Annotated in this window: 18 protein-coding genes; 9 read left to right on the forward strand and 9 right to left on the reverse strand. The window is 34.2% G+C overall.

The genetic code is table 11. The features are described 5' to 3' along the window. Positions 1-44: 44 nt before the first annotated feature. Together FNW52_RS08410 and FNW52_RS08415 are read right to left on the reverse strand one after the other, a co-directional pair. A complete protein-coding gene (locus tag FNW52_RS08410; RefSeq protein WP_143377017.1) occupies positions 45-1,148 on the reverse strand; it encodes a BT_3928 family protein in 1,104 nt (367 codons plus the stop codon). 57 nt (positions 1,149-1,205) lie between these two features. Further along, positions 1,206-1,748 carry a DUF1599 domain-containing protein gene (locus FNW52_RS08415; RefSeq protein ID WP_143377018.1) on the reverse strand — a complete coding sequence of 181 codons (543 nt, stop codon included), beginning with the start codon at positions 1,746-1,748 and terminating at the stop codon, positions 1,206-1,208. A 236-nt stretch (positions 1,749-1,984) separates the two neighbouring features. Between FNW52_RS08415 and folP the strand changes: the two genes are divergently transcribed. Both folP and FNW52_RS08425 read left to right on the forward strand, forming a co-directional pair. Continuing rightward, entirely contained in the window at positions 1,985-2,809 is an 825-nt protein-coding gene (gene folP, locus FNW52_RS08420; protein ID WP_143377019.1) for a dihydropteroate synthase, read from the forward strand. Beyond that, positions 2,809-3,447, forward strand: coding sequence for a hypothetical protein (locus FNW52_RS08425; RefSeq protein ID WP_255515528.1), 639 nt, complete (start codon positions 2,809-2,811; stop codon positions 3,445-3,447). Before folP ends, FNW52_RS08425 begins: the two co-directional genes overlap by 1 nt. Positions 3,448-3,516: 69 nt before the next feature. On the opposite strand, the gene FNW52_RS08430 is transcribed toward FNW52_RS08425, so the two are convergent. Further along, on the reverse strand, positions 3,517-3,984 hold the full coding sequence (locus FNW52_RS08430) for a CHRD domain-containing protein (protein WP_143377020.1): 468 nt from the start codon (positions 3,982-3,984) through the stop codon (positions 3,517-3,519). A 239-nt stretch (positions 3,985-4,223) separates the two neighbouring features. Then, positions 4,224-4,697, reverse strand: coding sequence for a 23S rRNA (pseudouridine(1915)-N(3))-methyltransferase RlmH (gene rlmH, locus FNW52_RS08435; protein ID WP_143377021.1), 474 nt, complete (start codon positions 4,695-4,697; stop codon positions 4,224-4,226). A 484-nt stretch (positions 4,698-5,181) separates the two neighbouring features. Here rlmH and FNW52_RS08440 point away from each other — a divergent pair, with 484 nt between their 5' ends. Further along, positions 5,182-5,964 (forward strand): sulfite exporter TauE/SafE family protein, encoded by a 783-nt coding sequence (locus tag FNW52_RS08440; RefSeq protein WP_143377022.1) that lies wholly within the window; start codon positions 5,182-5,184, stop codon positions 5,962-5,964. Positions 5,965-6,266: 302 nt separating this feature from the next. Here FNW52_RS08440 and FNW52_RS08445 read toward each other — a convergent pair whose 3' ends face one another. Then, entirely contained in the window at positions 6,267-6,839 is a 573-nt protein-coding gene (locus FNW52_RS08445; protein ID WP_143377023.1) for a hypothetical protein, read from the reverse strand. Between the two features lie 82 nt (positions 6,840-6,921). Beyond that, positions 6,922-7,494, reverse strand: coding sequence for a Crp/Fnr family transcriptional regulator (locus FNW52_RS08450; protein ID WP_143377024.1), 573 nt, complete (start codon positions 7,492-7,494; stop codon positions 6,922-6,924). Between the two features lie 201 nt (positions 7,495-7,695). On the opposite strand from FNW52_RS08450, the gene FNW52_RS08455 reads away from it, so the two are divergent. Then, positions 7,696-8,163: a plasmid maintenance system antidote protein gene (locus FNW52_RS08455; protein ID WP_143377025.1), complete on the forward strand. Its 468-nt coding sequence runs from the start codon at positions 7,696-7,698 to the stop codon at positions 8,161-8,163. 27 nt (positions 8,164-8,190) lie between these two features. On the opposite strand, the gene FNW52_RS08460 is transcribed toward FNW52_RS08455, so the two are convergent. Next, entirely contained in the window at positions 8,191-10,485 is a 2,295-nt protein-coding gene (locus FNW52_RS08460; protein ID WP_143377026.1) for a BamA/TamA family outer membrane protein, read from the reverse strand. Further along, positions 10,478-15,475 carry a translocation/assembly module TamB gene (locus FNW52_RS08465; RefSeq protein ID WP_143377027.1) on the reverse strand — a complete coding sequence of 1,666 codons (4,998 nt, stop codon included), beginning with the start codon at positions 15,473-15,475 and terminating at the stop codon, positions 10,478-10,480. The genes FNW52_RS08460 and FNW52_RS08465 overlap by 8 nt, the downstream gene beginning before the upstream one ends. A gap of 214 nt (positions 15,476-15,689) precedes the next feature. Here FNW52_RS08465 and dnaK point away from each other — a divergent pair, with 214 nt between their 5' ends. Beyond that, positions 15,690-17,573: a molecular chaperone DnaK gene (gene dnaK / locus FNW52_RS08470; RefSeq protein ID WP_143377028.1), complete on the forward strand. Its 1,884-nt coding sequence runs from the start codon at positions 15,690-15,692 to the stop codon at positions 17,571-17,573. A 134-nt stretch (positions 17,574-17,707) separates the two neighbouring features. Here the strand turns inward: dnaK and FNW52_RS08475 are convergent, their stop codons facing one another. Continuing rightward, positions 17,708-18,319, reverse strand: a complete 612-nt coding sequence (locus FNW52_RS08475) for a hypothetical protein (RefSeq protein WP_143377029.1) — start codon at positions 18,317-18,319, stop codon at positions 17,708-17,710. A 95-nt stretch (positions 18,320-18,414) separates the two neighbouring features. Between FNW52_RS08475 and corA the strand changes: the two genes are divergently transcribed. From corA to FNW52_RS08495, 4 genes are all read left to right on the forward strand, one after another. Next, the gene (corA, locus tag FNW52_RS08480; protein ID WP_143377030.1) at positions 18,415-19,485 is read left to right on the forward strand and encodes a magnesium/cobalt transporter CorA; all 1,071 of its coding nucleotides are present in this window, start codon (positions 18,415-18,417) and stop codon (positions 19,483-19,485) included. 118 nt (positions 19,486-19,603) lie between these two features. Beyond that, positions 19,604-21,697, forward strand: coding sequence for a phosphate acetyltransferase (pta, locus tag FNW52_RS08485; RefSeq protein WP_143377031.1), 2,094 nt, complete (start codon positions 19,604-19,606; stop codon positions 21,695-21,697). 154 nt (positions 21,698-21,851) lie between these two features. Then, positions 21,852-23,051, forward strand: a complete 1,200-nt coding sequence (locus FNW52_RS08490; RefSeq protein WP_143377032.1) for an acetate/propionate family kinase — start codon at positions 21,852-21,854, stop codon at positions 23,049-23,051. Positions 23,052-23,239: 188 nt separating this feature from the next. Then, positions 23,240-25,327, forward strand: coding sequence for a glycoside hydrolase family 97 protein (locus FNW52_RS08495; RefSeq protein WP_143377033.1), 2,088 nt, complete (start codon positions 23,240-23,242; stop codon positions 25,325-25,327). Positions 25,328-25,353: the final 26 nt, after the last annotated feature.

Consider the following 25,353-nt stretch of genomic DNA (forward strand, 5'->3'; position numbering starts at 1 on the left):
TGATTGCTGCAAGGTTGAATTATTTTTTTTAATAGAAAACCAGTTTACTCAAAAACTAAGTCATCAACATCATTGTAATGCACTTTTTGTTTTACAGTACCTTTTTCTAGAATGACAAAACTAGGATTGGCTCTTTCGATTGTTTTTAGCGGAATAGCATCACAGAAATAAAAATTGAAAGTTAGTCCGTATTGTTTTTTTATTTTTGCGATTTCCTCTGGTGCCGAAGCCGTCATTCCGATCACTTTATATCCTTTTGCGGAAGCGTTTTTATTGATTTTCTCCATCTTTGCAAGACCATCAACATTGGCAAGAGCCAAATCATAGGCAACCACCATCAATAATTTAGGTTCATCAAGTAGCTCTTCTTTATAATCGGATCCGTCTTTTTCCATTACAAAATCATGAATAGGAGGGACGTAGCCTTCGGTGATTACTTTGTCTTTTCGATCTACAAAAGTGGCGCCAGCTGGAATGTTTGCCAAATTTTTCTCTGTAAATTCTTTGTCAACACCATTTACTTTGTAGATAAAAATCATTTCGACTACCGATTTTGGAGCATTGTCAGGAATTCTCATCCCTTTCTGGATGTTATTCCCCACTTTGAAAGCGCGAAAATCTTTTAGTGGTAAATGGTTTATTACCCAATACCCCATAAAAGCACAAAGAAATACAGTTAGTATTGCCAGACTATTTTGAATTTTACTAGAAAAAAGAGGCTTTACCAATTTCATATTAATAAAGAGAATCAATATGAAAAACAATAAAATAAGGTCTTTGGTAAAGGATTGCCAAGGCGTAAGGTGCAAAGCATCTCCAAAACAACCGCAGTCTTTTACCACATCAAAATAAGCGGAATAGAAGGTTAAAAAGGTGAACTTCACAATTAATAAAAGTAGCAGCCAAATTGTTAGTTTTGATTTATAACCAATGAGTAGCATCACCCCCAAAACTACCTCTAGAATTACTATAAATAAGGCTATAGCCAAGGAATAAGGAACAAAAAAAGGCATATTGAATACGGGCTCACTAAAATATTCGGCTAGTTTATAGGAGAATCCCACTGGGTCATTTAATTTGATTAATCCAGAGATTATAAATAGGACACCAACAAAGATTCGGGAGAATTGGGTAATGATGTTTTTCATTTTTTTATATTTTAAACAAAGATATATGTAGGTGTTTTTATTTTTGTTAATGAGTTGTTATTTCTTAAACTCCATTAAAATCAAAGCGAAAATCGAGTAATTAATCATATCCTGGTAATTGGCATCAATTCCTTCTGACACAATGGTTTTTCCTTTATTGTCTTCGATTTGTTTCACACGAAGTAGTTTTTGCAAGATCAAATCGGTGAGTGAACTTACTCGCATTTCGCGCCAAGCTTCCCCGTAATCATGGTTTTTGTTTTCCATTAATTCCTTGGTCAAAGTAACTTTAGCATCGTATAATTGAGTCGCTTTTTCGGTATCTAAATCGGGTTGATCGACCACGCCTAATTCCAATTGAATCAGCGCCATAATCGAATAATTGATGATGCCAATGAATTCGCCAGTTTCGTCTTCATCGATTTTACGGATTTCATTCTCTTGTAAACTTCTAATTCTTTGGGCTTTTATGAAAATCTGATCGGTTAGGGACGGAAGCCTCAAAATGCGCCAAGCACTACCGTAGTCTTTCATTTTGTTGATAAATAGTGAGCGACAAAGGGCAATCACGTTGTCATATTCTTGCGAAGTATTCTTCATTATTGGTGTATATTTGTATAAAATTGCATCAAAAATAAGATTTTTTTTTGATTTAAATTGAAGCTTGAATTTAAGACAGAGTAAAAACGTTTAAGTATAGCTATCTTCAGGAATTCAATTTATTATTTTCTGCGTAAACCTGCGAAATCTGTGTGCCTATTTTTTCACGCAGATTTAAAATTATCGAATAAGGATTGACAGTGCTACAAAAAACTGCGATTAAAAATTTAAAAAATATGACTATAAACTGTAAAGGACAACTCATAGATCTATCAACGCCAAAAGTAATGGGGATTTTGAATGTAACGCCCAATTCTTTTTTTGATGGTGGGAAGTACAACAACGAAACCGAACTCCTGGAGCGTGTAGAAAAAATGCTAACCGAAGGGGCTACTTTTATTGATGTGGGAGCCTATTCGAGCAAACCCAACGCCGAGTTTGTATCAGAAGAAGAGGAGATCTCGAGAATTGTCCCCGTTGTGAATTTGCTACAAAAGAATTTTCTAGATATTATATTGTCTATAGATACCTTTCGGGCGGCAGTGGCAAAGCGTTGTATAGAAAACGGAGCTGCCATTATCAATGATATTTCGGCAGGAATTTTAGATGATAAAATGCTGGAAACCGTTGCAGAATGTAAAGTTCCGTATATCATGATGCACATGAAAGGTACTCCACAAACCATGCAAACGTTTACTCAGTACGAGGATATAATCAAAGAAATGATTTTCTATTTCTCGGAACGCATTGCTGCTGCAAGAGCGTTTGGAATAAATGACTTAATTGTAGATCCTGGTTTTGGTTTTGCCAAAACATTGGAACAAAATTTTGAAGTCATGCAAAAATTAGAATTGTTTCAAATGCTGGAATTGCCTTTATTGGCGGGTATTTCGCGAAAATCGATGATATATAAAACATTGGAAGTGAATGCAGAAATGGCTTTGAACGGTACCACAGTTTTGAACACGATTGCTTTGACCAAGGGAGCAAAAATCCTTAGGGTTCATGATGTGAAAGAAGCGGTAGAATGTGTTCGTTTATTTAATAAAATGGAATTATAATGATAAAATATTTACTTAGAATTGTACTGTTGATATGTGTTTCTTGTGGAAATAAGGAAGATGTTTTATTGCCAAAGTCGAATACTACTATTGTAAAAGAGGTGGTTGATCTTTCGCCTATTTATATTTTTTTTAGAGTAAAAGGCAAAGATACTTTGGCCGAAGTCAATAGAAAAAACAGCATTATTACCACGAATTGGATTTTGAATATTGACAAGCGTTTGCCTTTGCGTTTGGTGATTCCAGAAGTGATGAAACTACAACAAAAGAAGCGGGAGGAAAAAGAACACCGAAACGAATTGGCACTCAATTATTATTCGTATGCAGACAGTATTGGCAAAAATCTAGCCTTTATCCCTTTTACGGAAGTGTATTATAAAATGGAAAAGCCGAAGTTTGATGTTAAAATCTATTTTGATAAAGAAAATAAAATTTGGGTAAGAGGTTTAATGATCAAGAATGATGAGTTAGAAAATTTTATTACTGAATTTATTGATATAAAGTCAGAAAATTATTTTTTTTGTTTTTCGAGGGATTTATCTTACGGGGAATATATTCAAGACAAAATTTTAATTAAAAAATTAGTTGTAAAAAAGAAAGGGATTTGGATAAATCATAATAAAGAGTTTGTCTATTGATTTTATTTTAAATAATTAATGCCTTTCTATTTGATTAGAAAGGCATTTTTTTTGCGGGTTTTTTTGGTATTAATAGCCACCACCGCCTCCGCCCCCGCCAGAGGTTCCGGTTTTGATAAGTGTTCCGCTTATTTCTCCATTTGGAAATGCAACACTGTGTACATTTACATAATAATGGTTGGCCATAAGTTCCACTATTTGAGCATCATTTATTGTAGTAGAGAGCTTAATTGGTGAAGTTAGAGGAGTTGTGTTAGTTAAAGGAAATACAGGTGCTCCGTCAGCTCCATGTATATGGGCAGCTGTAGCCGTTAGTCCTGAAAAGTTTACGGTAATTTCAAATGTTTTAGCAGTCTGATTAAATTCGAGTTTTGCATCACCATATGCCGCTGAACCAGTACCAGCAACGGGCGTTAATGCCGTAGTAAAAGTTACTATAACTGGGGTAGGAACTGGAGCAGGGTCATCATCTTTGGAACAAGAAATGACGCCAAAAAACACGCATAAAATAGCTAAAAATGGAAGTAGTGGTTTCATAATTATATATTTCTTGAGTTAATAAACGATTAAAAAATATAATTATTAAATGGTATCTTGATTTAATAAAAATATAGTAAAGTTACTATTTTTTTTTTGACTGTTGGTTTTTTTATGTTGTAAATAATTGATTTTAAGTCTTGTATGCGTGTTTTGAGTGCGGAGAATAGAATTTTTAAACAGGATAAATTATCAATATAACGTATGACTGAAAACTGAAAACTGCGACTGAACACTATTTACTGATGATGATATGGTTCGTTTCTTAAAATAGTAAACCCACGATATAACTGTTCGATAAAAAACAAGCGCACCATTTGATGCGAAAAAGTCATTACCGAAAGCGATATTTTTCCATTTGCTTTAGCATAAACCGTATCCGAAAAACCATAAGGACCGCCTATGACGAAAACCAATGTTTTTACACCCGAGTTCATCTTCTTTTGCAATTCGGATGAAAAGGCAACACTAGAAAAGGTGTTTCCGTTTTCGTCCAATAAAATAAGCTGGTCTGTTGGAGTGATTTTAGATAAAATAAGTTCGCCTTCTTTTTCTTTTTGTTGACTTTCGGATAAGTTTTTTACATTTTTAATATCTGGGATAATCTCCAAATCAAATTTGATATAAAAAGACAATCGCTTGGTATAATCGTCAATCAAAGTTTGTAATGATTTATTGTCGGTTTTACCGATGGCGATAAGTTTGATATTCATCTTGGTAGGGTTTCAAAACTGCAAAGTTACAAAAAAGGACTTTACTTTCTATACCATTACTTCGCTTATCGAAACGATAATTGCTATTTATGCTGACGGTTTTGTTTGTTTTTAATAGGTTTTATCGTTCTATTTTAGATTCTGCCGAACTTTTTCCGTGTTTAGTTTAGAGGTAAATTCTTATTTTATTTATTTTATTTTATATTTTTTCATTAATTCTATATAATCTATTGAGCCTATAGGGTAATTGTTGAATTTTTATGTTTTTTTAGAAAAAAAAATGAAATTCTACGATTTTAGTCGAATTTAAAACTTTTTTAATAATGAATTGCTTTTTAAAGGTATAATGATGAATTTTTACGGCTGTTATTTTATGCTAAAACAGCCAAGTTAAGCAGCTGAATAGTAATTGTTGAGGTGGTAAGATGGCTGTAGTATTAGTGGTTTTCTTTATTTTTGTCTAAAAAAATCAAAGTATCTTTTTATGGATTTTCAAATAGGATTAATAGTTGCGGGTTTAGTGGTAGGTTTTATAGTTGGGATGACTGGAGTAGGAGGAGGTTCTTTGATGACTCCTATTTTATTGTGGTTTGGGATTCCTCCAACAACTGCCGTTGGTACTGATTTATTGTATGCTGCTTTTACCAAAATGGGAGGTATCTATGTTCATAACAAGAAAAAGAATATCAATTGGAGCATTACAGGTTGGCTTTCTCTTGGGAGTATTCCAGCGGCTTTACTAACATTATGGGGACTTCATAGTTTAGATACCGATGTTACGGCTCTGAACGCTATTATAAAGTTTAGTTTGGGTTGGGCGCTACTTTTTACCTCGGTTGCTGTTATATTCAAAAAGAAACTCTTGGTGTTTTCACAAAAACACGCTGGAGATAAATTTCACAGCGAAAGTAAAACCCAAAATTTACTAACAGTTGCCATTGGGGTTCTATTGGGAGTGACTGTAACACTTACCTCGATTGGAGCTGGAGCGTTAGGAACGGTTACGCTTTTCTTTTTGTATCCTCTTTTACCGACACCACGTTTGGTAGGGACTGAAATTGCCCATGCTGTGCCGCTTACGCTTGTTGCAGGATTAGGACACGCCACAATGGGGAATTTGGATTTGGCTTTGTTAGGGCAGTTATTGATGGGTTCTCTTCCGGGTATTTATGTTGGTAGTATGTTGAGCGGAAAAGTACCTGATTTGTTTCTTAGAAATGCTATTGCGATAATGTTATTTTACGCGGGGTTCAAGTTGGTTGCTTAAATGATTTTAGTATAGAAATTTTGATATAAAAAAAGGCTGCCTCTTATTGAGGGCACTGAAAAACTACCTGTAAATAAAAGGGCTTAAACTTTAAATCAGTTTAAGCCCTTCTCTTTGCTATATTTTCAAACTTAAAAGTTTTTAAACTCAATTAAGTGATTCTCAGAGCGTTTATTCCGTTTTTCTATCAAGATTTTGTCTCAATTTTTTCTAGGGGGGACTTTTTTAGTGCCCTCCTCTTATTGAGGGAGCCTTTTTAAATTGTTTAAATGGAGAAAAATTTAAGGTAAGTATTGCAATTTTTAGCAGCAACTTATTTTTTCTCTCCATTTGTTCCAAACAACTGCTGTTTTGGGAATAATTACCAGAATATGAATTAATCCTATTAAAATGGCACCTGGTAGGATATTGAGCGCAATTAATTTGAAAATATAAAAATTTTGATAACCGTAGAAATTGGGCACTATGGTTATTCCCTCTTTAGTAAGTCGTAATTTTAGTGCCATAAAAACGGCTACAGCGGCAAAATGAAATCCATTTACAAAGAGATGTAAAATATACTCCCAACGAGGCAAACCACCCATAAAAACACGGCTGTCTTTTTCTATATAAGCATCTATACCTAATACAGTCAGATCAATTAATACAATTGCCAATCCTAAATAGAAACTAATGATACAGTCTTGTTTTAGAAACAAGAAATAGACTATTGCGGGGAATAAAACGGCTCTTATGGTGTGAGTAAGATGTTCGTTTTTACTTTGAACTTGATTTTGCAATTGGTATTTAAAAATATGAAGATAAAAACCATCATATAAAGCTAACAAAGCAAATAATACTAATAAAATTGATAAAATGACAAAAGCGATTTCCATAATGTAAAGTGAATTTAGGTTTAAAAGGCACTGCTAAATTATGGAGATTTCACTTTTATAGAAAGGACAAATGTCCTTAAAATCATTTTATGATTTCCAGTCTAATTCTACTTAAAGTTCTAGTGGTAACCCCAAGATAGGAAGCAATGTCTTTGATAGCCGCTTTTTGTATAATGATAGGTTGTTCTTTTAATAATCTCAAATACTTTTCTTTGGCAGTTTCGTTGTTAAGCGTTGAGGCGTATTGTTCCATTACTAAATATTCCCTTTCGGCAAAAGCTCTTCCTATGTTTTGCCAAACGATACTTTTGGTATATAATTTTTGTAAACTCTCGAAATCAATGACTAATAGTTCTGTTTCTTCAATGGCTTGAATAGTTTGAGATGAAGGGGTTTGCAAAATAAAACTTTTGTATGCGGTTGTAAAATTATTCTCTACACAGAAGCATGAGGTTGTTTCTGAGGATTTGTCATTACTATAAAATGTTTTTAAGATTCCTTTTTTGATAAAAGCAATGTGTTTACAAATCTTACCTTGCTCTATGAAGCAATCTCCTTTTTTAAGCTTGAGTTCTTTGAAATAAATTCGTGCTTCCTCAAATTCGGTATCGGTTATAGATGCAATATTCTGTAAAAAAGATTTGAATTGATCCACTTTTTGATTGAGTTAATTTGAAGGTAAAGATATTATTTATGGATTGAATGGTACGTTCAAATAGTGATTGTTTTCGATAAGTTATGTAAACAAAATTGTTTGTATTTGTATTATGAAATGAGCATGACCGTAAATTGGTCGCAAACATCAATGAAGATATGCGAATTCCATATTTCAATAAAAAACAAATATTATCTTCATATGAAAACACTAGACATCGTAAAAGGAGTTCATCCTGGTAAAATGGTAGAAAGAGAATTGAAGAAAAGGAACATTAACCAAAGGCAATTTGCTCTTTTGATTGATGAGTATCCTCAAACTTTGGGTGCTATCATAAAAGGGAATAGAAGGATGAATGTAGATTTGTCTCTTAAAATAGAAAAGGAGTTAGAAATGGAAGAGGGTTTTTTGATGACGCTCCAAGTTTTTTACGACATTAAAGAAGCTAAGAAGGATTCTAATTATAAACCAGATTTGTCAAAATTTAGAAAAGGTGTATTTTGGGATACTACTTTTGATAAAATTGATTGGAAATTAATGAAGATTTCAATAGTGAAAAGAGTTTTTGCTTACGGGAATAAAACCGAACAAGATGAAATTATTCGTTTTTACGGAAAAGATGAAGTTGCTAAAATTAATTTGCTACACCCTGAACGACTAACACGATAAGTATGTATTGGAATACAGTTTCTCCATTTAAAAAGGATACCCAATAGCGATATTAAAAATCAAATTTTCATTTCGCCAACTTCCGCTTCCAAAATCAATAGCGTCAATTACCCAGCGATTTCCAGCGGGCAAATATGGTTTTCGGATAGGAAAAGCTAAATCAGTTCTAAAGACCAAAACAGCTAAATCAAAGCGTAATCCTGCACCAACTCCAACAGCTAATTCGTTCATGAAATCCGAGGTGAATTTGGCACCCGGTTTGTTCGGATTGTCATTTAGTAACCATATATTTCCAGCATCGACAAATACGGCTCCCTTTACCATTCTATATATTTTGCTTCTGTACTCGGTATTCATTTCTAATTTGATGTCACCGGATTGGTCTTGGGTGTAGTCATCGGTATTGATTGCGGGATCATAATAGATTCCTGGACCGATAGAGCGTGCTCTAAACCCTCTGATACTGTTTGTTCCGGCAATGAAAAATTGAGAGATAAAGGGCATTTCATTTGAATTTCCATAAGCAAATCCAGTTCCAACAATGATTCTACTGGCGAGTTGGGAATCTTTTCCTAACTTTAAATAATGTTTAAATTCATTTTCTAATCGAATAAATTGACTAAAAGGAACGCCAAATACTTCAACGGTGTCTTTCTTTTTTATATCGGCCGAAGTAATTAAACCCGCAAGATTACCTGAAAGACTGATTGATCCTTTGTAGTATATGGTGTTTCTCTTCTCTTTTTTCATGGTATTACTATAGATATAAGAATAGGTAGGGCCAAAAACTAACTGTTGCTCTACTACATTTGCTAGAGAAGGGTTTTTATCTACTTCTTCTTGATACAATGCCGTAACGTCTTTGGGTCTGGCAAAAGTAATTTCGGCGATGTTTAATTGGTGTTCTTTTCGTTCATTTGATTTCCATAAATAACCAAAAGCGGCTTTCATGGTTTGCAGGGAATACAATTGTGTCCTGTTTTGGTATTCATATCCTGCAGTTACTTTTGTTTTGGACATATATCCACTAAAAGGTTTTGTTTTAAAAGGAGATAGAATTTTTGGCCATAACAAATTGGCTTCGGTACCTGCTGTGTAGACATTGTAACCCGTGTTTTGTCCCGAAACTTGCACTTCGAAACCTCCATAAATAGAAATATTCAACAATTCGGCTCCTCCAAAAGCATTTCGATTACTCCAGTTTAGATTCAGTTCGGTTCCATTATAATTGGCCGAATTGGTTTTGGCTAAGAGTTCCAATCGGACTGATTTTTTATCCAATGGTGTTAAATAGTAGTAGGTGTCTAAATAATTACCAATAGTATCAGCTGCCACGAATTTGTTTTTTACAAATTTAAATGCGCCTAAGTTTTCTAAATTTTTTAGGGACAAATTATGATTGGTTCTATTGTATAAATCTCCTTTTTTGAAAGTCAAAGCCCGATCGAAAATTTCGGGTTTAAAAAGCTTTTCTGAATCATAAATGGTAAAATCATGGTGTTTTATAACAGCATCAATAGTTGCTTTTGCCGTGTCGGAGCCAACTGTGAAATTGGGATAAATAATAATATTGTTTATTTTATACTGATTTTTTGATTCAGTTGGTGCATCGTTTTTTACTTTTACAATAAGATCTACTTGATGATCCGAAACGGTGCTGTCTACTTGTATTTTTAGATAATCGGGGCTAAAATAAAAGAATCCGTTTTCTTTAAGGTAATTGTCAATCCGAATGCGTTCCTCTTTTATTTTATCAAAACTGTACCCCTCATTTACTTGTAGCAAACTTTTCGGAATCAAGTTGCGAATAGCAGTTGAAAGTGCCGATGAATCAATAGGAAATTTAACGGTTCTGATGGTGTATTGCCTCCTTGGTTTCAGGGTGTAAATTGCTTTAACTGTTTTTTCTTTATGAATGGAGTCTGCCATTGTTGTCGTATTGAAATAGCCTTCGTTTTCGGAATAATTTTGAAGTAAGTCTTTGTTGTGTTTCAGATCAAGTTGACTTGCCAAAACAGGTGGTTCTCCGATCTTTGTTTTCAGCCAATGCTTAAATCCTTTTTCTTTTTTTACGGGGCCAACGATATTATAGATATACAAACTGGGTCTCATACCTAGAATGACAGTATTGGGTTTTGGGCGTAAGAGTTTTTCCAATTCTGTTTTTAACTGTCTGTATTCTTTTGTGAGGGTATCTTTATCTTCTATTTTGACTTTGGCACCTGTATAGAGCATTTCGCCTTCCTGCAAATAGTTGAGATTGCTGCAGGAGGAGATAAATAGTGCCGAAATAAGGAAATATAATAAATACGTCTTATTCATCCTTTTTCTTTTTTGAAACTTTTAATCTTTCTTTTTTGTCTTTCTTTTTTTGAAACAGTTCTTTGAAATGGTTATAATCCATAGTAATGGTAAAACCTATTCCTGTTTCCATAACCTCTCCCTGTAGCGCCACTTGGTATTTATTGACACGGTAAGCTTTTAGCTTGTATTTTCCGTCTTTTGAGAGTAGATAATCCAATGTCACATCTCCAGCAAAATTAGTGGATTGTTGATTGGGGTGTTGAGGTCCTTCCAATCCAAAACTGCTTCCTACTGTAACTTTTAGTCTGTCATTCAGTAACTTTTTTGTAACCCCAACATTCAAATCTGTTTTATCTTCTCTTTGTCCGCTGGAATACACTTCGGTTGACTTTAAATCAAAATTAAGTTCAACCCCTTGAATTAAATCCTTGGTTAGATTATTCATTTGATTGGTCAGTATTTGGCTGGCACTCGATTTTGCCATAGCCGATACCGAAGTTCCTCCTGCTTCGGAGCTGAATGGATCTTCACCAATAAAGCGATTCATTAATAACAATGATAAAACTTGCTTATTCAGTTCATTTGGATCTTGGCGCAATTCTGATAGTCTTTTTTGTGTTCTATTCATAACATCAGAGGAGATCGTATTGCTGTTTTCTGTTGGCAAAATGATGTCAAAAGTAATGTCGGGTTTCATTAATTCGCCTTTTATTATCAATTTAGTTTCAAAAGGTATTTTTTCCTTAAAAGTGTTTTTTACTTCATCTGAAAAATTCGCCAATTGTTTTTGTAACAAATCAATAGGGGCGGTAGTTGTTTTATATATTGCTGTAATATTGATGTCTGCTGATGTTGGTTCGCCGTTCCATTGAATGTAACTTCCTTTTTTGATGTCAAATTTTCGTTTAATGGTGCTAAATGTCATTTCATAAGCCCCTTCGTCAAATTCAAATTTCCCGGTTAAGGTAGTTTTTCCTGACGGGTCTATACCTCCATTTAGAAACGCATTTCCTTTAAATCGAATGTAGTCTCCACTTGATTTGTCTATAATGATAAAGAATTCGGCGTCTTTGTCTATTTCTATATTTACCGATGCATTAAGGCCTTTAATAGTCGATTTTATTTTGGGTTCCTCTGCTTCAACAGTTTTTATAATTTGTATTTGATCTTGATCGATAAATTCAACAATTCCCTCTCGACTGGCAACCGAAGGATCGGATTGGGGCAGTACCATCGTTAATTTAGTGTCTTTGTTTATTTTGATATTTCCTTCCACTACAGGATTATCCAAAGTGCCTTTTATTTTTAAATGATTGTCTATAAACAATACTCCATAATACAAATCATTGTCTTTGGCTTTTGAATTCATGGCCATAAAATTATCGGCATCTACGGTTAAATCAAATTCCAAATTCCTGAAATTTTTACTGTCAATGATTCCGTTGATCACAAGATCGTTGTCTTTTTCGTCTTTAATGGTAAAATGATCGAAAGCGATAGTATTGTTGTTAAATTCAATTGTATCGTTGATGGATTTAAATTTGGAGTTTAGTTCTTTTACCTTAAAACCAACGTCATTAAATTTCAATTCGCCAACAACTTTTGGTTGGCTTGCATCTCCTGTAATTGAAATGGTTCCGTTCAAAAAACCAGTGCTTTCCGTTAAATGATTCATCGAGAAACCTTGAATGCTTTTCATGTTTAGCTTTTCTACGATAAGATTCATGTCAAGACTGTTATCCAGAGGTTTGTAATTTCCCTCTAAATTTACTTGATTGCCTTGACCCGTAATCGAAACGGTAGCGTCATATTGATTAGCGATTTCATTATTGACTTTTATGCTAATGGTACCCACAGTATCCTTTTTAAAACTAAAATCTTCAATTGTTAAATCGGAGGTAAATACTGGTCTTTTATTCAAGTCTTTCAATAAGGCGTTTCCATTAATTTTTCCGCCCATCTGTAAATCACTTTGTCCGAGCATATTTGAGATAGTTTCGATTTCGAAATTTTCAAAATTTACGGACAAAGGCGCATTTGGAGCTTCAGATTCGGATTGTAATTTTAAACGATTTCCATTATTTCTCAATTCAAAGTTATTGGCATAGATGCCATTTTTGTCCAAACGGATTAGGTTGTCGGGCGTTATTTTCCACTTCTCATAATTAAGGAGTAGGTTTTCGGGATTCAAACTAATTTCGGAATCGCCTTTTTCGGTTTTTAATGTTCCTGCAATGGTGTATCTGTCTTTGTCGTTTAGGTCTTTTAACAACAAATGATAATCAATCGTATTGTCTTTCACTTTTCCGGTTAAGGAGGTATAAGGCAATTTGTAATTGGGACTTTCGATATCATCAATGTTAAGGTTATAAACCAAAGCCTTATCTTGAGTGTCCACTTTTAGAATGACATTGCTGATCGTGTTATTTTTATAAATTATTTTCGGAATCGTTCCATTTATAACAATAGAATCGTTTTCGGAATTATAACGACCAGTTATGGTAAAAGGATCTATGCTTTTGAGTTCAGGAATAAATTTCGAAAATAAAAGGCTGTTTTTTACGTCAAGGTTGAAGTTTACTTTCTGATTGGCTACTCTTTCTTTTTTTGTGGCCGGAGTGGTGTCATAATAGTTTGCGACAGTATGTGACAATGCAGCGGCTAATTTGGAGAGTTTGTAATGGCCGTTTATTTCAGCATCCAATAATGGGGAATATAGTTTTATTTCGTTTTTTTCGGATGACGTTATTGCTGTTACTTGAATTGAATCTAGCGTAAAGGATTCTTTTTCATTTTCGATCTGTATGTTAGAGAATAAGATTTTGCCATTTGGATAATCAATATCGGCCGTTTGTATATCCGCCAGTACTTCGCCTCTTAATTTCAAAGGTCCTGCATGGAGATTCAATTTTTCCAAATCAGCAATATCCACGTTCAATTTGATGTTTGCTTTTGGGTATTTATCGCCTAATGCGCCGTTACTTTCTAAGTTGAAAGTCAAATTAGGGTCTTTTGCGTCAGCGGTACCATTGAAATTTCCTTTGTTTAGATTTCCTTTTAAGTTTAGATTTTGATACGTGTATTTGTTAAAATACGCTTTTTCGATAGATCCATTAAAATCTGCAATGGCCGTTTTAGGATTCAACCCAATTCCTTTTACATTTGCTTTCAAAGTGATTTTCCCGATGGAGTCATTTTTTATAAATTTCCCTAGATCAAAATTGGTCAATTCGGCTTGAGCGTCATATTTCTCCCTGTTTTTTCGGGTCTGGTCAAAAGAGGCTTTGACTTTGGCATTGCCCAAACTACTCAATAGATTTACATTGGTATAGAAATTCGTCAGTGTTCCTTTAAAAGTTCCACTAGCGCTTAATTGAGAAGGTATCACAAACGAATTTGGAATCGTTCCTTTTGGCACAAACGAATTGATGTCTTTTGAACTTGATTTAAATTCTTTTAGCTTTATATCAAAACGAGCTTTCTTCATGTCAGGTAAACCGACAATTTTTCCACTGGCATGAATCTTTGTTTTTCCCAATCCACTGACTTCTAAATTTGGGATTTCAATATTTTTTAATTTCCCTGAAATTTTACTGTTGATTAGTAGTATTGCATTGGGATTACTTTTGAAAGGATTGCTATTTGCTAAGGTTGGGGCAAAAAGCAGTATATCTTTGAATCCCAATCGGCTTTGTTTTAAAGATGTCTTGATGTTCACTTCCCCTGGATTTTCAGTAATCGATGAAATAGAAGGATATTCTAAAATAAGTTTGTCTTTGATTAAAGTTTGCGGTGTTTTTAAATACAAATTTTTAAGGAACGTCACTTTTTGACCGTAAAAGAAATCAGTTTTGAAAGATTCAATATTCAAACCGCTTTGTTCTTTTGTAGATAATGAAAGAATAGTGACAGCCGTAGATTCAGGAGTGTAATTGAGTGTTTCGGCGCGTAGATTGAAATGTTCTACGTTTAAGTGATTGTAATCAATTCCTTTTGTCAAATGAACTACATTATTGTTGTCAAATTTAAAACCGACCTCTTTGATATATGTTTTGTTTATTTTTACTTCCCAATTGTTTGGCGTGCTAGCCACCGTTGCTTTTTTGGTTGTTGTTTTTGTGATTTTGCCTAAAGTCAACGCGCCTTTAGTGTCGCTCAAATCAAGATTCTCTATAGCTATGAAATGACTGCTTAGATTAATGGCATTAAACTTTACAAGCATTTTTTTCATCGAAAGAGAAGAGACCACTTTTGAATTTTCGGCGGTATAATCAATCAGTAATTTTGAGAGATCAATTTCTCCTAGTTTTAGTTTTAAGTCTGGTGTTGTTGGGTTTACAGAAGTAGTTTTGTTGGTTTTAATTGGGGTCTTAGCTATTCCTTGTTTGATTTTCAATTGCAATCCATTCACTTTTATTTTTGGAATTTCAAAGCTCATTTGCTCCAAATCAAAGTTTGTTATATGGGTACCCAAATGTTTTAACCCAAAAGAAACATCATTTTGTGCTATTGCATCGGAGTATTTTAAATGGATGCGGTTGAGGTCTATTTCTTCGAGAGAAAATACCATTGGCTTACTGTCATCTTTTGGTTTTTCACCCGTATCGAAAGCTTTAATAATGTAATCAAAATTATAAACAGCGTTTTTGTCCTTCTTTATAGTTGCAGTGGCGCCTTCCAGCTCTACCGAATTAATCTCAATTTTGTTATTTAGCAATTGCAATAAACTAATGTCAATAGCCAGTTTTTCGGAAGATAATAAGGTGTCTTTTTTTCGGTCTTCAAAGTAAACGCCCTTGAGTATTATTTTTTTTGTGATTCCAAAGGAAAGGGAGTCAATAGAAACTTTGGTTTGAATTTTATCCTGTAAATAGTTGACTACTTTTTCTTTAGTGAAATTTTGAACGCTGGGAATATGAACAAGAATTAGTAACAGTATCAACAAAACTATCATGGTAGCTACTGTCCATCTAAAAAAGCTTATGATTTTTTGTAGGGTTTTGTTCAAAAGGAATTGTTTTTAAGGTTTAAAAGTAGCCATTCTATACCAAAATTGCAATCTAAAATCTAAATGACATCCTAAAATGTCAGTTTGTCATATTATTTTGTGCCAATTATAACGGAAACTGACAATTTACTCGGTTTTTTGTATTGGCACAAAGATTGCCTTAGAGTCTTCGAGTCGTTAAAACAAGTATACAATAAAATTAAATATATTAAAAATGGGTAAAATAATCGGAATTGATTTAGGTACAACAAACTCTTGTGTTTCTGTAATGGAAGGTAATGAAGCAGTAGTAATCCCTAATGCTGAAGGAAAAAGAACAACACCATCTATCATCGCTTTTGTTGAAGGTGGAGAAATTAAAGTAGGAGATCCTGCAAAAAGACAAGCGGTAACTAATCCAACTAAGACTATTGCTTCTATCAAACGTTTTATGGGTCATTCTTTTGCTGAAATTACAAATGAAGCAAAAAGAGTTTCTTATTCAGTAGTAAAAGGGGACAACAATACACCACGTGTGGATATTGACGGTCGTTTATACTCTGCTCAAGAATTGTCAGCTATGACACTTCAAAAAATGAAAAAAACAGCTGAAGACTATTTAGGTCAAACTGTTACAGAAGCGGTTATTACTGTTCCTGCTTACTTTAATGATGCACAACGTCAAGCTACAAAAGAAGCTGGAGAAATTGCAGGTCTTAAAGTAATGCGTATTATCAACGAACCAACAGCTGCGGCTTTGGCTTATGGTTTGGATAAAAAAGGTACTGATCAAAAAATTGCTGTTTACGATTTAGGTGGAGGTACTTTTGATATCTCTGTTCTTGAATTAGGAGACGGAGTTTTTGAAGTATTATCTACAAATGGAGATACTCACTTAGGTGGAGATGATTTTGACCACGAAATTATTGACTGGTTAGCTGACGAATTCAAAGCTGAAGAAGGTATTGACTTGCGTCTTGACCCAATGTCATTGCAACGTTTGAAAGAAGCTGCTGAGAAAGCAAAAATTGAATTGTCTTCTTCTGCTGAAACTGAAATCAACTTACCTTACGTAACTGCTACAGCTTCAGGACCAAAACACTTAGTTAAAAAATTAACGAGAGCTCAATTTGAAAAATTAACTGACTCTTTAGTAAAACGTTCTATGGCACCAGTTGCTAAAGCGTTGAAAGATGCAGGTTTAACTGTAAATGATATTGACGAAGTGATCCTTGTAGGAGGTTCTACTCGTATGCCAAGAATTGCTGACGAAGTGGAGAAATTCTTTGGTAAAAAAGCGTCTAAAGGAGTTAACCCTGATGAGGTTGTTGCAATTGGAGCAGCTATTCAAGGTGGAGTTCTTTCTGGAGATGTAAAAGATGTATTGTTACTTGACGTTACACCTTTATCTTTAGGTATCGAAACTATGGGTGGAGTTATGACTACATTAATTGAGTCTAACACAACTATCCCAACAAAAAAATCTCAAGTTTTCTCTACAGCTGCTGATTCTCAACCAACTGTTGAACTACACGTTTTACAAGGTGCTAGAGCAATGGCTGCTGATAACAAAACTATCGGTCGTTTCAACTTAGACGGTATTCCACCAGCACCAAGAGGTGTTCCACAAATTGAAGTAACTTTTGATATTGATGCTAATGGTATCATCAAAGTTTCTGCAACTGATAAAGGAACTGGTAAATCTCACGATATTCGTATCGAAGCTTCTTCTGGATTGACTTCTGAAGAAATCGAAAGAATGATTAAAGATGCTGAAGCTAATGCTGAGTACGACAAAATAGCTAAAGAAAGAGCTGAAAAATTGAACGAAGCAGACGGAATGATCTTCCAAACTGAAACTCAATTGAAAGAACTTGGAGCTAAATTAGCTGATGATCATAAAGTTGCTGTAGAATATGCATTAACTGAATTGAGAATGGCTCACCAATCTCAAGACATTCCTGCAATTCAAACTGCTCTTGACAACATCAATGCAGCTTGGAAAACAGCTACTGAAGCAATGTACTCTCAAGGAGAACAAGGTCAACAAGCTGCTGAGCCACAAGCTCAAGCGCAAGGAGACAATGTTGAAGACGTTGAATTCGAAGAAGTAAAATAATTATTTCTCGTACAGACGCGATTTATCGCGTCTCTACAACATAATAAATGAAAATCCGAGCTAGCAATGGCTCGGTTTTTTCATTTTAGACCTGTCGGGTTTTTAAAAACCGACAGGTCTAAAATGAAACACGCTTATAGGTTTAAGGATTTCTCTAAATCAGAAAAATCCTCATTCTGACTATGAACCTGTTTGAAGTTTTCTAAATTACCAAAAATAGAAATCACTTCATTCCTTCTCAATTTGGTAGGCTTATGAGAGACACATGTCAGATAGGAACTCCAAGGGTATTCTATGGGATGGTCACAGATACCGTGTTTAACAGGATTGTAGTGAATGTATTTTATGACGTTCTGTAAATAGGTGTTATTATCAATCAATTTTCTTTTGAAAGGTCTCTCAAAAAGAGCTCCATGTCGGTCATATCCTTTATTTATTGCTTTGGAATAGGCATTGAACAAATTGCCAAATGATTGATGTGGTGCAATTATTTTCTTTGTTACAGGAGGATTTTTGGATTCTTGAAGCAAGACTATTTCCTCAATAGTTTTGATTCGGACCAATAGATGGAAATGGTTTTTCATCAAGCTCCAAGCATAAGTGTCAGTGATTGGTTCTATATGAGTACTGTATAGATTTAGAAAATGTTCATAGTTTCGGGTTTCTTTGAAAACAGTTTCGCTATTGTTACCACGGTTATAGATGTGGTAATAATTTCCAAATTCTAAAGGTTCGATTATTTGCATGGGTTCTAATTTATTATTTTAGACCTGTCGGGTTTTTAAAACCCGACAGGTCTAAAATAATAAATTTTTCGTAATATTACTGTACAAATTATTTTATGAGAAAGATTAAATACAAGAAAGGGAAACGATTACAGCCTTATAGTTTAGAATATACAGGTTTGCATAGAAACAAAGAAATTGAAATGCAATTGTTTGTATATGATAATTATACGGTCATTGAGCATGAGAATGGTTCTATTGCAAATCTAGAAAAACATATAGATTTAGAAAAGACCAATTGGTTAAACATTCACGGATTGAATGACCTTGATTTGCTTAAAGAAGTGGCAAGCCATTTTAATATTGACAATTTTATGTTGGCTGATATTTTAAATACCACCAAGAGAACCAAACTCGAAGAGGAAAAAGACGTTCTGTTTTTTAATATAAAATCAATGCTGCCTGCTGAAAACTCCGATGATATCAAGGTCGAGCAAATTAGTTTTTTGATAAAAAAAGGAATTTTAATTTCGTTTCAAGAAAAAAGGAGTGATTTTTTTACCCACATACGCGAACGTATTCGAACTAATTCTGGAATTGTAAGAACCAAGAAAGCAGATTATCTATTGTATATTTTGCTAGATGCAATTATTGGTAATTTTTATATAACACTTGAAAACGAGGAGGATAAAATAGAAGAATTGATAGATTTCACCAAAAATAGTGCCGATCCCATTATTTTGGAGAAAATAGAAAAACATAGGGATAATTTTAATTTCTTAAAACGTTCTATCATTCCGCTTCGGGATTCTTTATATGACATCAAAAGTATAAAAGAGGATGATGTGTTTAATGAAATAGAATCGGATAATTTTAGTTTTTTTACCCGTTTGCATCAAAAATGTTTAGAGCTTTTGGAACAAATAGAATCGGATATGGGTTCTCTGGAAAGTGCGTCTAATTTCTTTTTTGCGGCGCAAACGCATAAGATGAATGAGATTATGAAAACGCTGACCATTATTTCGGTTATATTCATTCCACTTACTTTTATTGTGGGAGTTTACGGAATGAATTTTGATAATATGCCTGAACTGAGGTATAAAAATGGATATTATACTGTAGTGGCAATTATGTTTTTGGTGGTAATTGGGATGGTTTTTTATTTTAAAAGGCGAAGATGGTTTTGATTTTTAGAAGTATAAAAGCAAGTTTATTTTCTAAGCTGATTTTGGTCATATTTAAAAGAAAATTAAATATATAATTTTGCATAAAAAGTATGAGTGATTAAATTTTAAAAGGGTACATATGAATAAAGCTATATATATTGCAACTATTGAAGGAAATTGCGGTAAAACAATAATTACTTTGGGTTTAATGAGTACGCTTTTGGGAAAAACTGCCAAAGTAGGTTATTTTAGACCAATAATAGAGGATGTAGAAGAGGGGAGAAAGGATACTCATATCGATATGGTAATTTCGCATTTTGGTCTAGATATTCAATATGAAGATGCTTATGCTATTACAAAAAGTAAGTTAATCAAGAAAAAGAATAAAGGAAAACTAGGAGAGGTAATCGATTTAATTATTGAAAAGTTCAAAAAATTAGAGGAACGCTTTGATTTTGTTTTGGTTGAAGGAACCAGTTTTTCGGGCGAGGGTACTGTTATCGAACTAGATATGAATGTGCTTATTGCCAAAAACCTAGGGATACCGACAATTATTCTGGGTTCAGGAGTGGGGAAAACCTTAGACGAATTAATAGATAATTTAAGTTTAGCGTATAATTCATTTAAAGTAAAAGAGGTCGAAGTATTAGCCGTAATAGCCAATAAAGTGCAACCAGAAAATTTAGATTTGGTAACGACTGGATTACAAAAAAACTTACCAGAATCCATTCTGATCAATTCAATTCCTTTAATTCCTAGCTTGAATAATCCAACGATTCAAGAAATTGTAGAAGTGTTGGATGCCAAAGTTCTATTTGGACATGGATATTTAAACAATCAAACGGGTAGTTATAGTATTGGTGCGATGCAATTGTGTAACTATTTGTTGCATCTAAAAGAGAATGGACTTATCATTACCCCGGGAGATAGAGCCGATATTATTCTTGGAGCATTACAAGCCAATGAATCCGCTAATTATCCTTCGGTTTCAGGAATTGTTTTAACAGGAGATATAATTCCAGAGGATAGTATCTTAAAATTAATTGAAGGTCTTTCCACTGTAGTTCCCATAATTACAGTAGAAGGTGGAACCTATCATATTGCAAATAAAATTGGAAGTATAAAATCAAAAATATATGCCACTAATTTGCAAAAAATTGAAACTTCAATAAATACGTTCGATAAATACGTTGATATTGACGCATTAACAAATAAATTTAACGCTTTTGAAGCGGAAGGAATGACTCCTAAAATGTTTCAATACAATTTGGTAAAAAGAGCCAAAGAACATAGAAAGCATATCGTTTTACCCGAAGGCAGTGATGAAAGAATCATTATTGCAGCCTCCCGTTTACTAGCAATGGACGTAGTTGATATTTCAATAATCGGAAATAAAAAACAAATTGAAAATAAAGTAGCCGAATTAGGTCTGGATTTTGATTTTTCTAAAGTGCCTATTATTAGTCCTATAGATTCGGAGCATTATGATGATTATGTAAACACCTATTATGAATTACGAAAAGCCAAAAACGTAACGCTAGGAATGGCCAAAGATCTAATGGAAGATGTCTCTTATTTTGGGACTATGATGGTGTATAAAGGACATGCTGACGGAATGGTTTCGGGAGCGGCACACACTACCCAACATACTATTTTGCCCGCTTTGCAGTTCATTAAAACCAAACCCAATTGCTCTGTTGTGTCATCCGTATTTTTTATGTGTTTAGAGGATAGAGTTTCTGTTTTCGGAGATTGTGCCATTAATCCTAATCCTACCGCAGAACAATTGGCAGAAATTGCTATATCATCAGCCGATTCAAGTTTAGCTTTCGGAATAGAACCAAAAATAGCCATGCTTTCTTATTCTTCGGGTTCGTCCGGAAAAGGAGATGAAGTAGATAAAGTGAGAGCGGCGACCGAAATAGTGAAACAAAAACGCCCTGACCTTAAAATCGAGGGACCTATACAGTACGATGCAGCAGTTGATTTGGAAGTCGGACAAAGTAAAATGCCAAATTCTGAAGTAGCAGGTCATGCCAGTGTTTTGATTTTCCCGGATTTAAATACGGGAAATAATACCTACAAAGCGGTTCAAAGAGAAACGGGAGCATTGGCTATAGGTCCAATGTTGCAAGGTCTAAATAAGCCCGTAAATGACTTAAGTCGTGGTTGTACCGTTGACGATATTATTAACACAGTTGTGATTACGGCGATTCAAGCACAGGGATTGTAAAGGAAGTTTAAAAGTTTAAAAGTTTAAAAGTTTAGGATGTTTAGAGGTTTAAAAGTTTAAGCTTAAAAGAGGTAAAAAAAATAAACACAAAGCATATCCGTCCAGTCTCCCTCTCCTTTGGAGAGGGTCGGGGAGAGCAAAATCCACAAAATAAATGAAAATAGTAATAATAAACTCGGGAAGCTCATCCATAAAATATCAATTGATTGATATGCCTGCCAATGAAGTAATTTGTAGTGGTATGATCGATAGAATAGGCCTAGAGATTTCAAATCTTAGTTATGTGACGAATTTGGTTAAGCTGGAAGAATCATTGCCTATTGCAAACCATAAAATTGGGCTGGAAAAAATAGCCCAATTGCTAATGGATGAAAAAGTTGGGGTTATCAAAAGTACACAAGAAATAGAAGCCGTAGGCCATCGCGTGGTACATGGCGGAAGCGCTTTTACGGATACGGTTATTATTAACCAAGAGGTAAAAGCTAAAATTAAAGAACTATTTGAATTGGCTCCTTTGCATAATCCTGCCAACTTGGAAGGGATAAAGGTTGCCGAAGAAATTTTTAATGCGGCTCAACAAATCGCTGTTTTTGATACCGCTTTTCATCAAACTATACCGGTTGTGGCCCACAAATATGCCTTGCCCAATTACCTTTTGACAGAAAATAAAATACGCTTGTATGGTTTTCATGGAACCAGCCATAAATACGTGTCGGAGAATGCGATTCAATTTTTAAAAACCAATTCGTTAAATACGTCTTCAAAAATCATTACCATACATCTTGGGAATGGTTGCAGTATGACTGCCGTAAAAGATGGAAAAAGTATTGATCATACTCTTGGATTTGGTCCTATGAATGGATTGATTATGGGAACTCGTTGTGGAGATGTAGATCAATCAGTAATTTTCTATCTTGTAAAAACTTTAGGTTATACAGTAGATGAAGTCAATACCATGTTGCAAAAGCAAAGTGGCATGCTTGGCCTGACCGGTTATAGTGATTTGAGGGATATAGAAGCCAATGCTGAGAAAGGAAATACCGAATGTCAGTTGGCTTTAGCCATGAATGCGTACCGAATTAAGAAATATATAGGCTCTTATACAGCGGTACTGAATGGTTTGGATGCTATTGTTTTTACAGCGGGAATAGGAGAGAATTCGTCCTACATCAGAAAATTAGTGTGTACCGATATGGATTATTTTGGTTTGGAATTGGATCAAGCCAAAAATGAAATTCGTTCCAAAGAAATACGAGAAATAAACACTCCAAATTCAAAAACTAAGATTTTAGTGATTCCTACCAACGAAGAAATAGAAATTGCGAATCAGGTGTATGAGTTGCTTTTGAGTTAAAACTAGAACAATATATTTGAGAGCTCCTTCAGTGAGGAGCTTTTTTTATGCGATTAAATTAATGTTTTAATAAGTTAATTCTTGAAATTAAAAACAATTTATTACAACTACAAGGTTGTAGTTTTTTTTTAATAAAATAGTATTAGATTAATAATTAGTTTTGATTTAATAAATTAACAAATAACCAAATGAAGTATTTATTTTCTATTTTTTTCGTTTTTGCGACGGCATTGCTCCATGCACAGAGCGCACAATCTCCTTCCAATAAAATTGTAGTAAATTTTAAATTACTACCGAGTGGACAACCATCTTATACGGTAAATTATAATGGTAAACCCGTTATTCTAGAAAGTGCTTTGGGTATAAAACTCAAAGAGAAACCAGCCTTAGATGCTAATTTTGAAATCCTATCTTCAAAAGTAACTGTTTTTAGTGAGTCTTGGAAACCCGTTTTAGGGGAAAAAGCCAATATTCTAAATCAGTATAATGAGCTTACGATTTCTTTACAGCAAAAGGAAACGAATGTAAAAATGAATGTCATTTTTAAATTGTATAATGAAGGAATTGCTTTTAGATATGATTTTCCAAAACAAGAAAATCTAAATTATTTCATTATTTCGGATGAGGTGTCTCAATTTAATTTAACCGAGGATTATAAAACATTTTGGATTCCTGGCGATTTTGACAGTAACGAATATGTGTATAATGAGACCAAACTTTCTGAAATTGACAATTCTAAATTGGACTTAAATAACGGAATAGGAGTAAAATCTATTCCTAGTAAATATGCGGTTCAATCACCATTGATGATGAAATCACCAACAGCTTTATATGTCAATATTTTTGAAGCTGCGGTAGTCAATTATCCCGTAATGCATTTGAATGTTGATAGAGCCAATTTTAAATTATCTTCTCAATTGGTTCCAAATGCAATAGGGGATAAAGCATATTTGCAAACACCTTGCGTATCGCCTTGGAGAACCATTATGATTAGTGATGATGCCAGAGATATTGTGGGTTCACAAATGATTTTGAACTTAAACGAACCTTGTAAAATAGATGATGTTTCGTATATAAAACCAATGAAATATGTTGGAATTTGGTGGGAAATGCACGTAGGGAAATCAACTTGGGATTTAAGCGGAACACAAGATGCTTCCCAAAAGAGTGAGGGCAAAAAACCGCACGGAGCAACTACAGAAAACACCAAAAGATACATTGATTTTGCTGCTAAAAATGGTTTTGATGGCGTTTTGGTAGAAGGATGGAATACTGGTTGGGAAGATTGGTTTGGCAATTGGAAAGAAGAAGTTTTTGATTTTACAACTCCTTATTCAGACTTTAATATTGCCGAAGTTTCGGCTTACGCCAAAGAAAAAAACGTGAAAATGATCATGCATCATGAAACTTCAGGATCTGTTGCCAATTACGAGCGTCATTTGGATCGTGCTTTCGATTTGATGAAAAAATACGATTATTCAGCCGTAAAATCGGGTTACGTGGGGAAAATTATTCCACGGGGCGAGTTTCATGACGGACAAACGATGGTAAATCATTTCAACTTTGTAGCAAGACGTGCTGCCGATTATAAAATAATGATCAATTCACACGAATCTTCCCGTCCTACTGGGTACAGCCGTACGTATCCGAACTACATAGCTGCCGAAGCCGCTCGTGGTAACGAATTCAACGCTTGGAGTGTTGGGAATCCGCCAAGCCACGAAACAATATTACCGTTTACGAGACTTCTTGGTGGACCAATGGATTATACACCGGGAATTTTTGAAATCAAAATGAGCTATTATGACAAAAGCAAAAAAGAACAAGTTCATACTACACTGACCAAACAATTGGCATTGTATGTAACGATGTACTCTCCTTTGCAAATGGCTGCAGATTTATTAGAGAATTATGAAAAACGTGCTGATGCTTTTCAATTTATAAAAGATGTGGCTTTAGATTGGGATGACACTAAAATTCTGGAAGCAGAGCCTGGGGATTATTTAACCATTGTCAGAAAAGCAAAAGGAAAGGAATTGTGGTTTCTAGGGGCAATCACAGATGAAAGTGCCAGAAAATCAGAAATAAAATTAGATTTTCTTACCAAAGGGCAAAAGTACAAAGCCATTATTTATGAAGATGCCAAAGATGCCGATTGGAAAAACAACCCAATGGCGTACAAGATAAAAACAGTCGAGGTTACCAGTAAATCAAAAATAAACCTGGCTTTGGCTCCAGGCGGAGGAACGGCCATTAGTTTTGAACCGATTAAGTAAAGATTCTAATTAAGGTTGAATTAAAT

Origin of the sequence: Flavobacterium sp. ZT3R18, assembly GCF_007097385.1 — a bacterium.
Lineage (GTDB): Bacteria > Bacteroidota > Bacteroidia > Flavobacteriales > Flavobacteriaceae > Flavobacterium.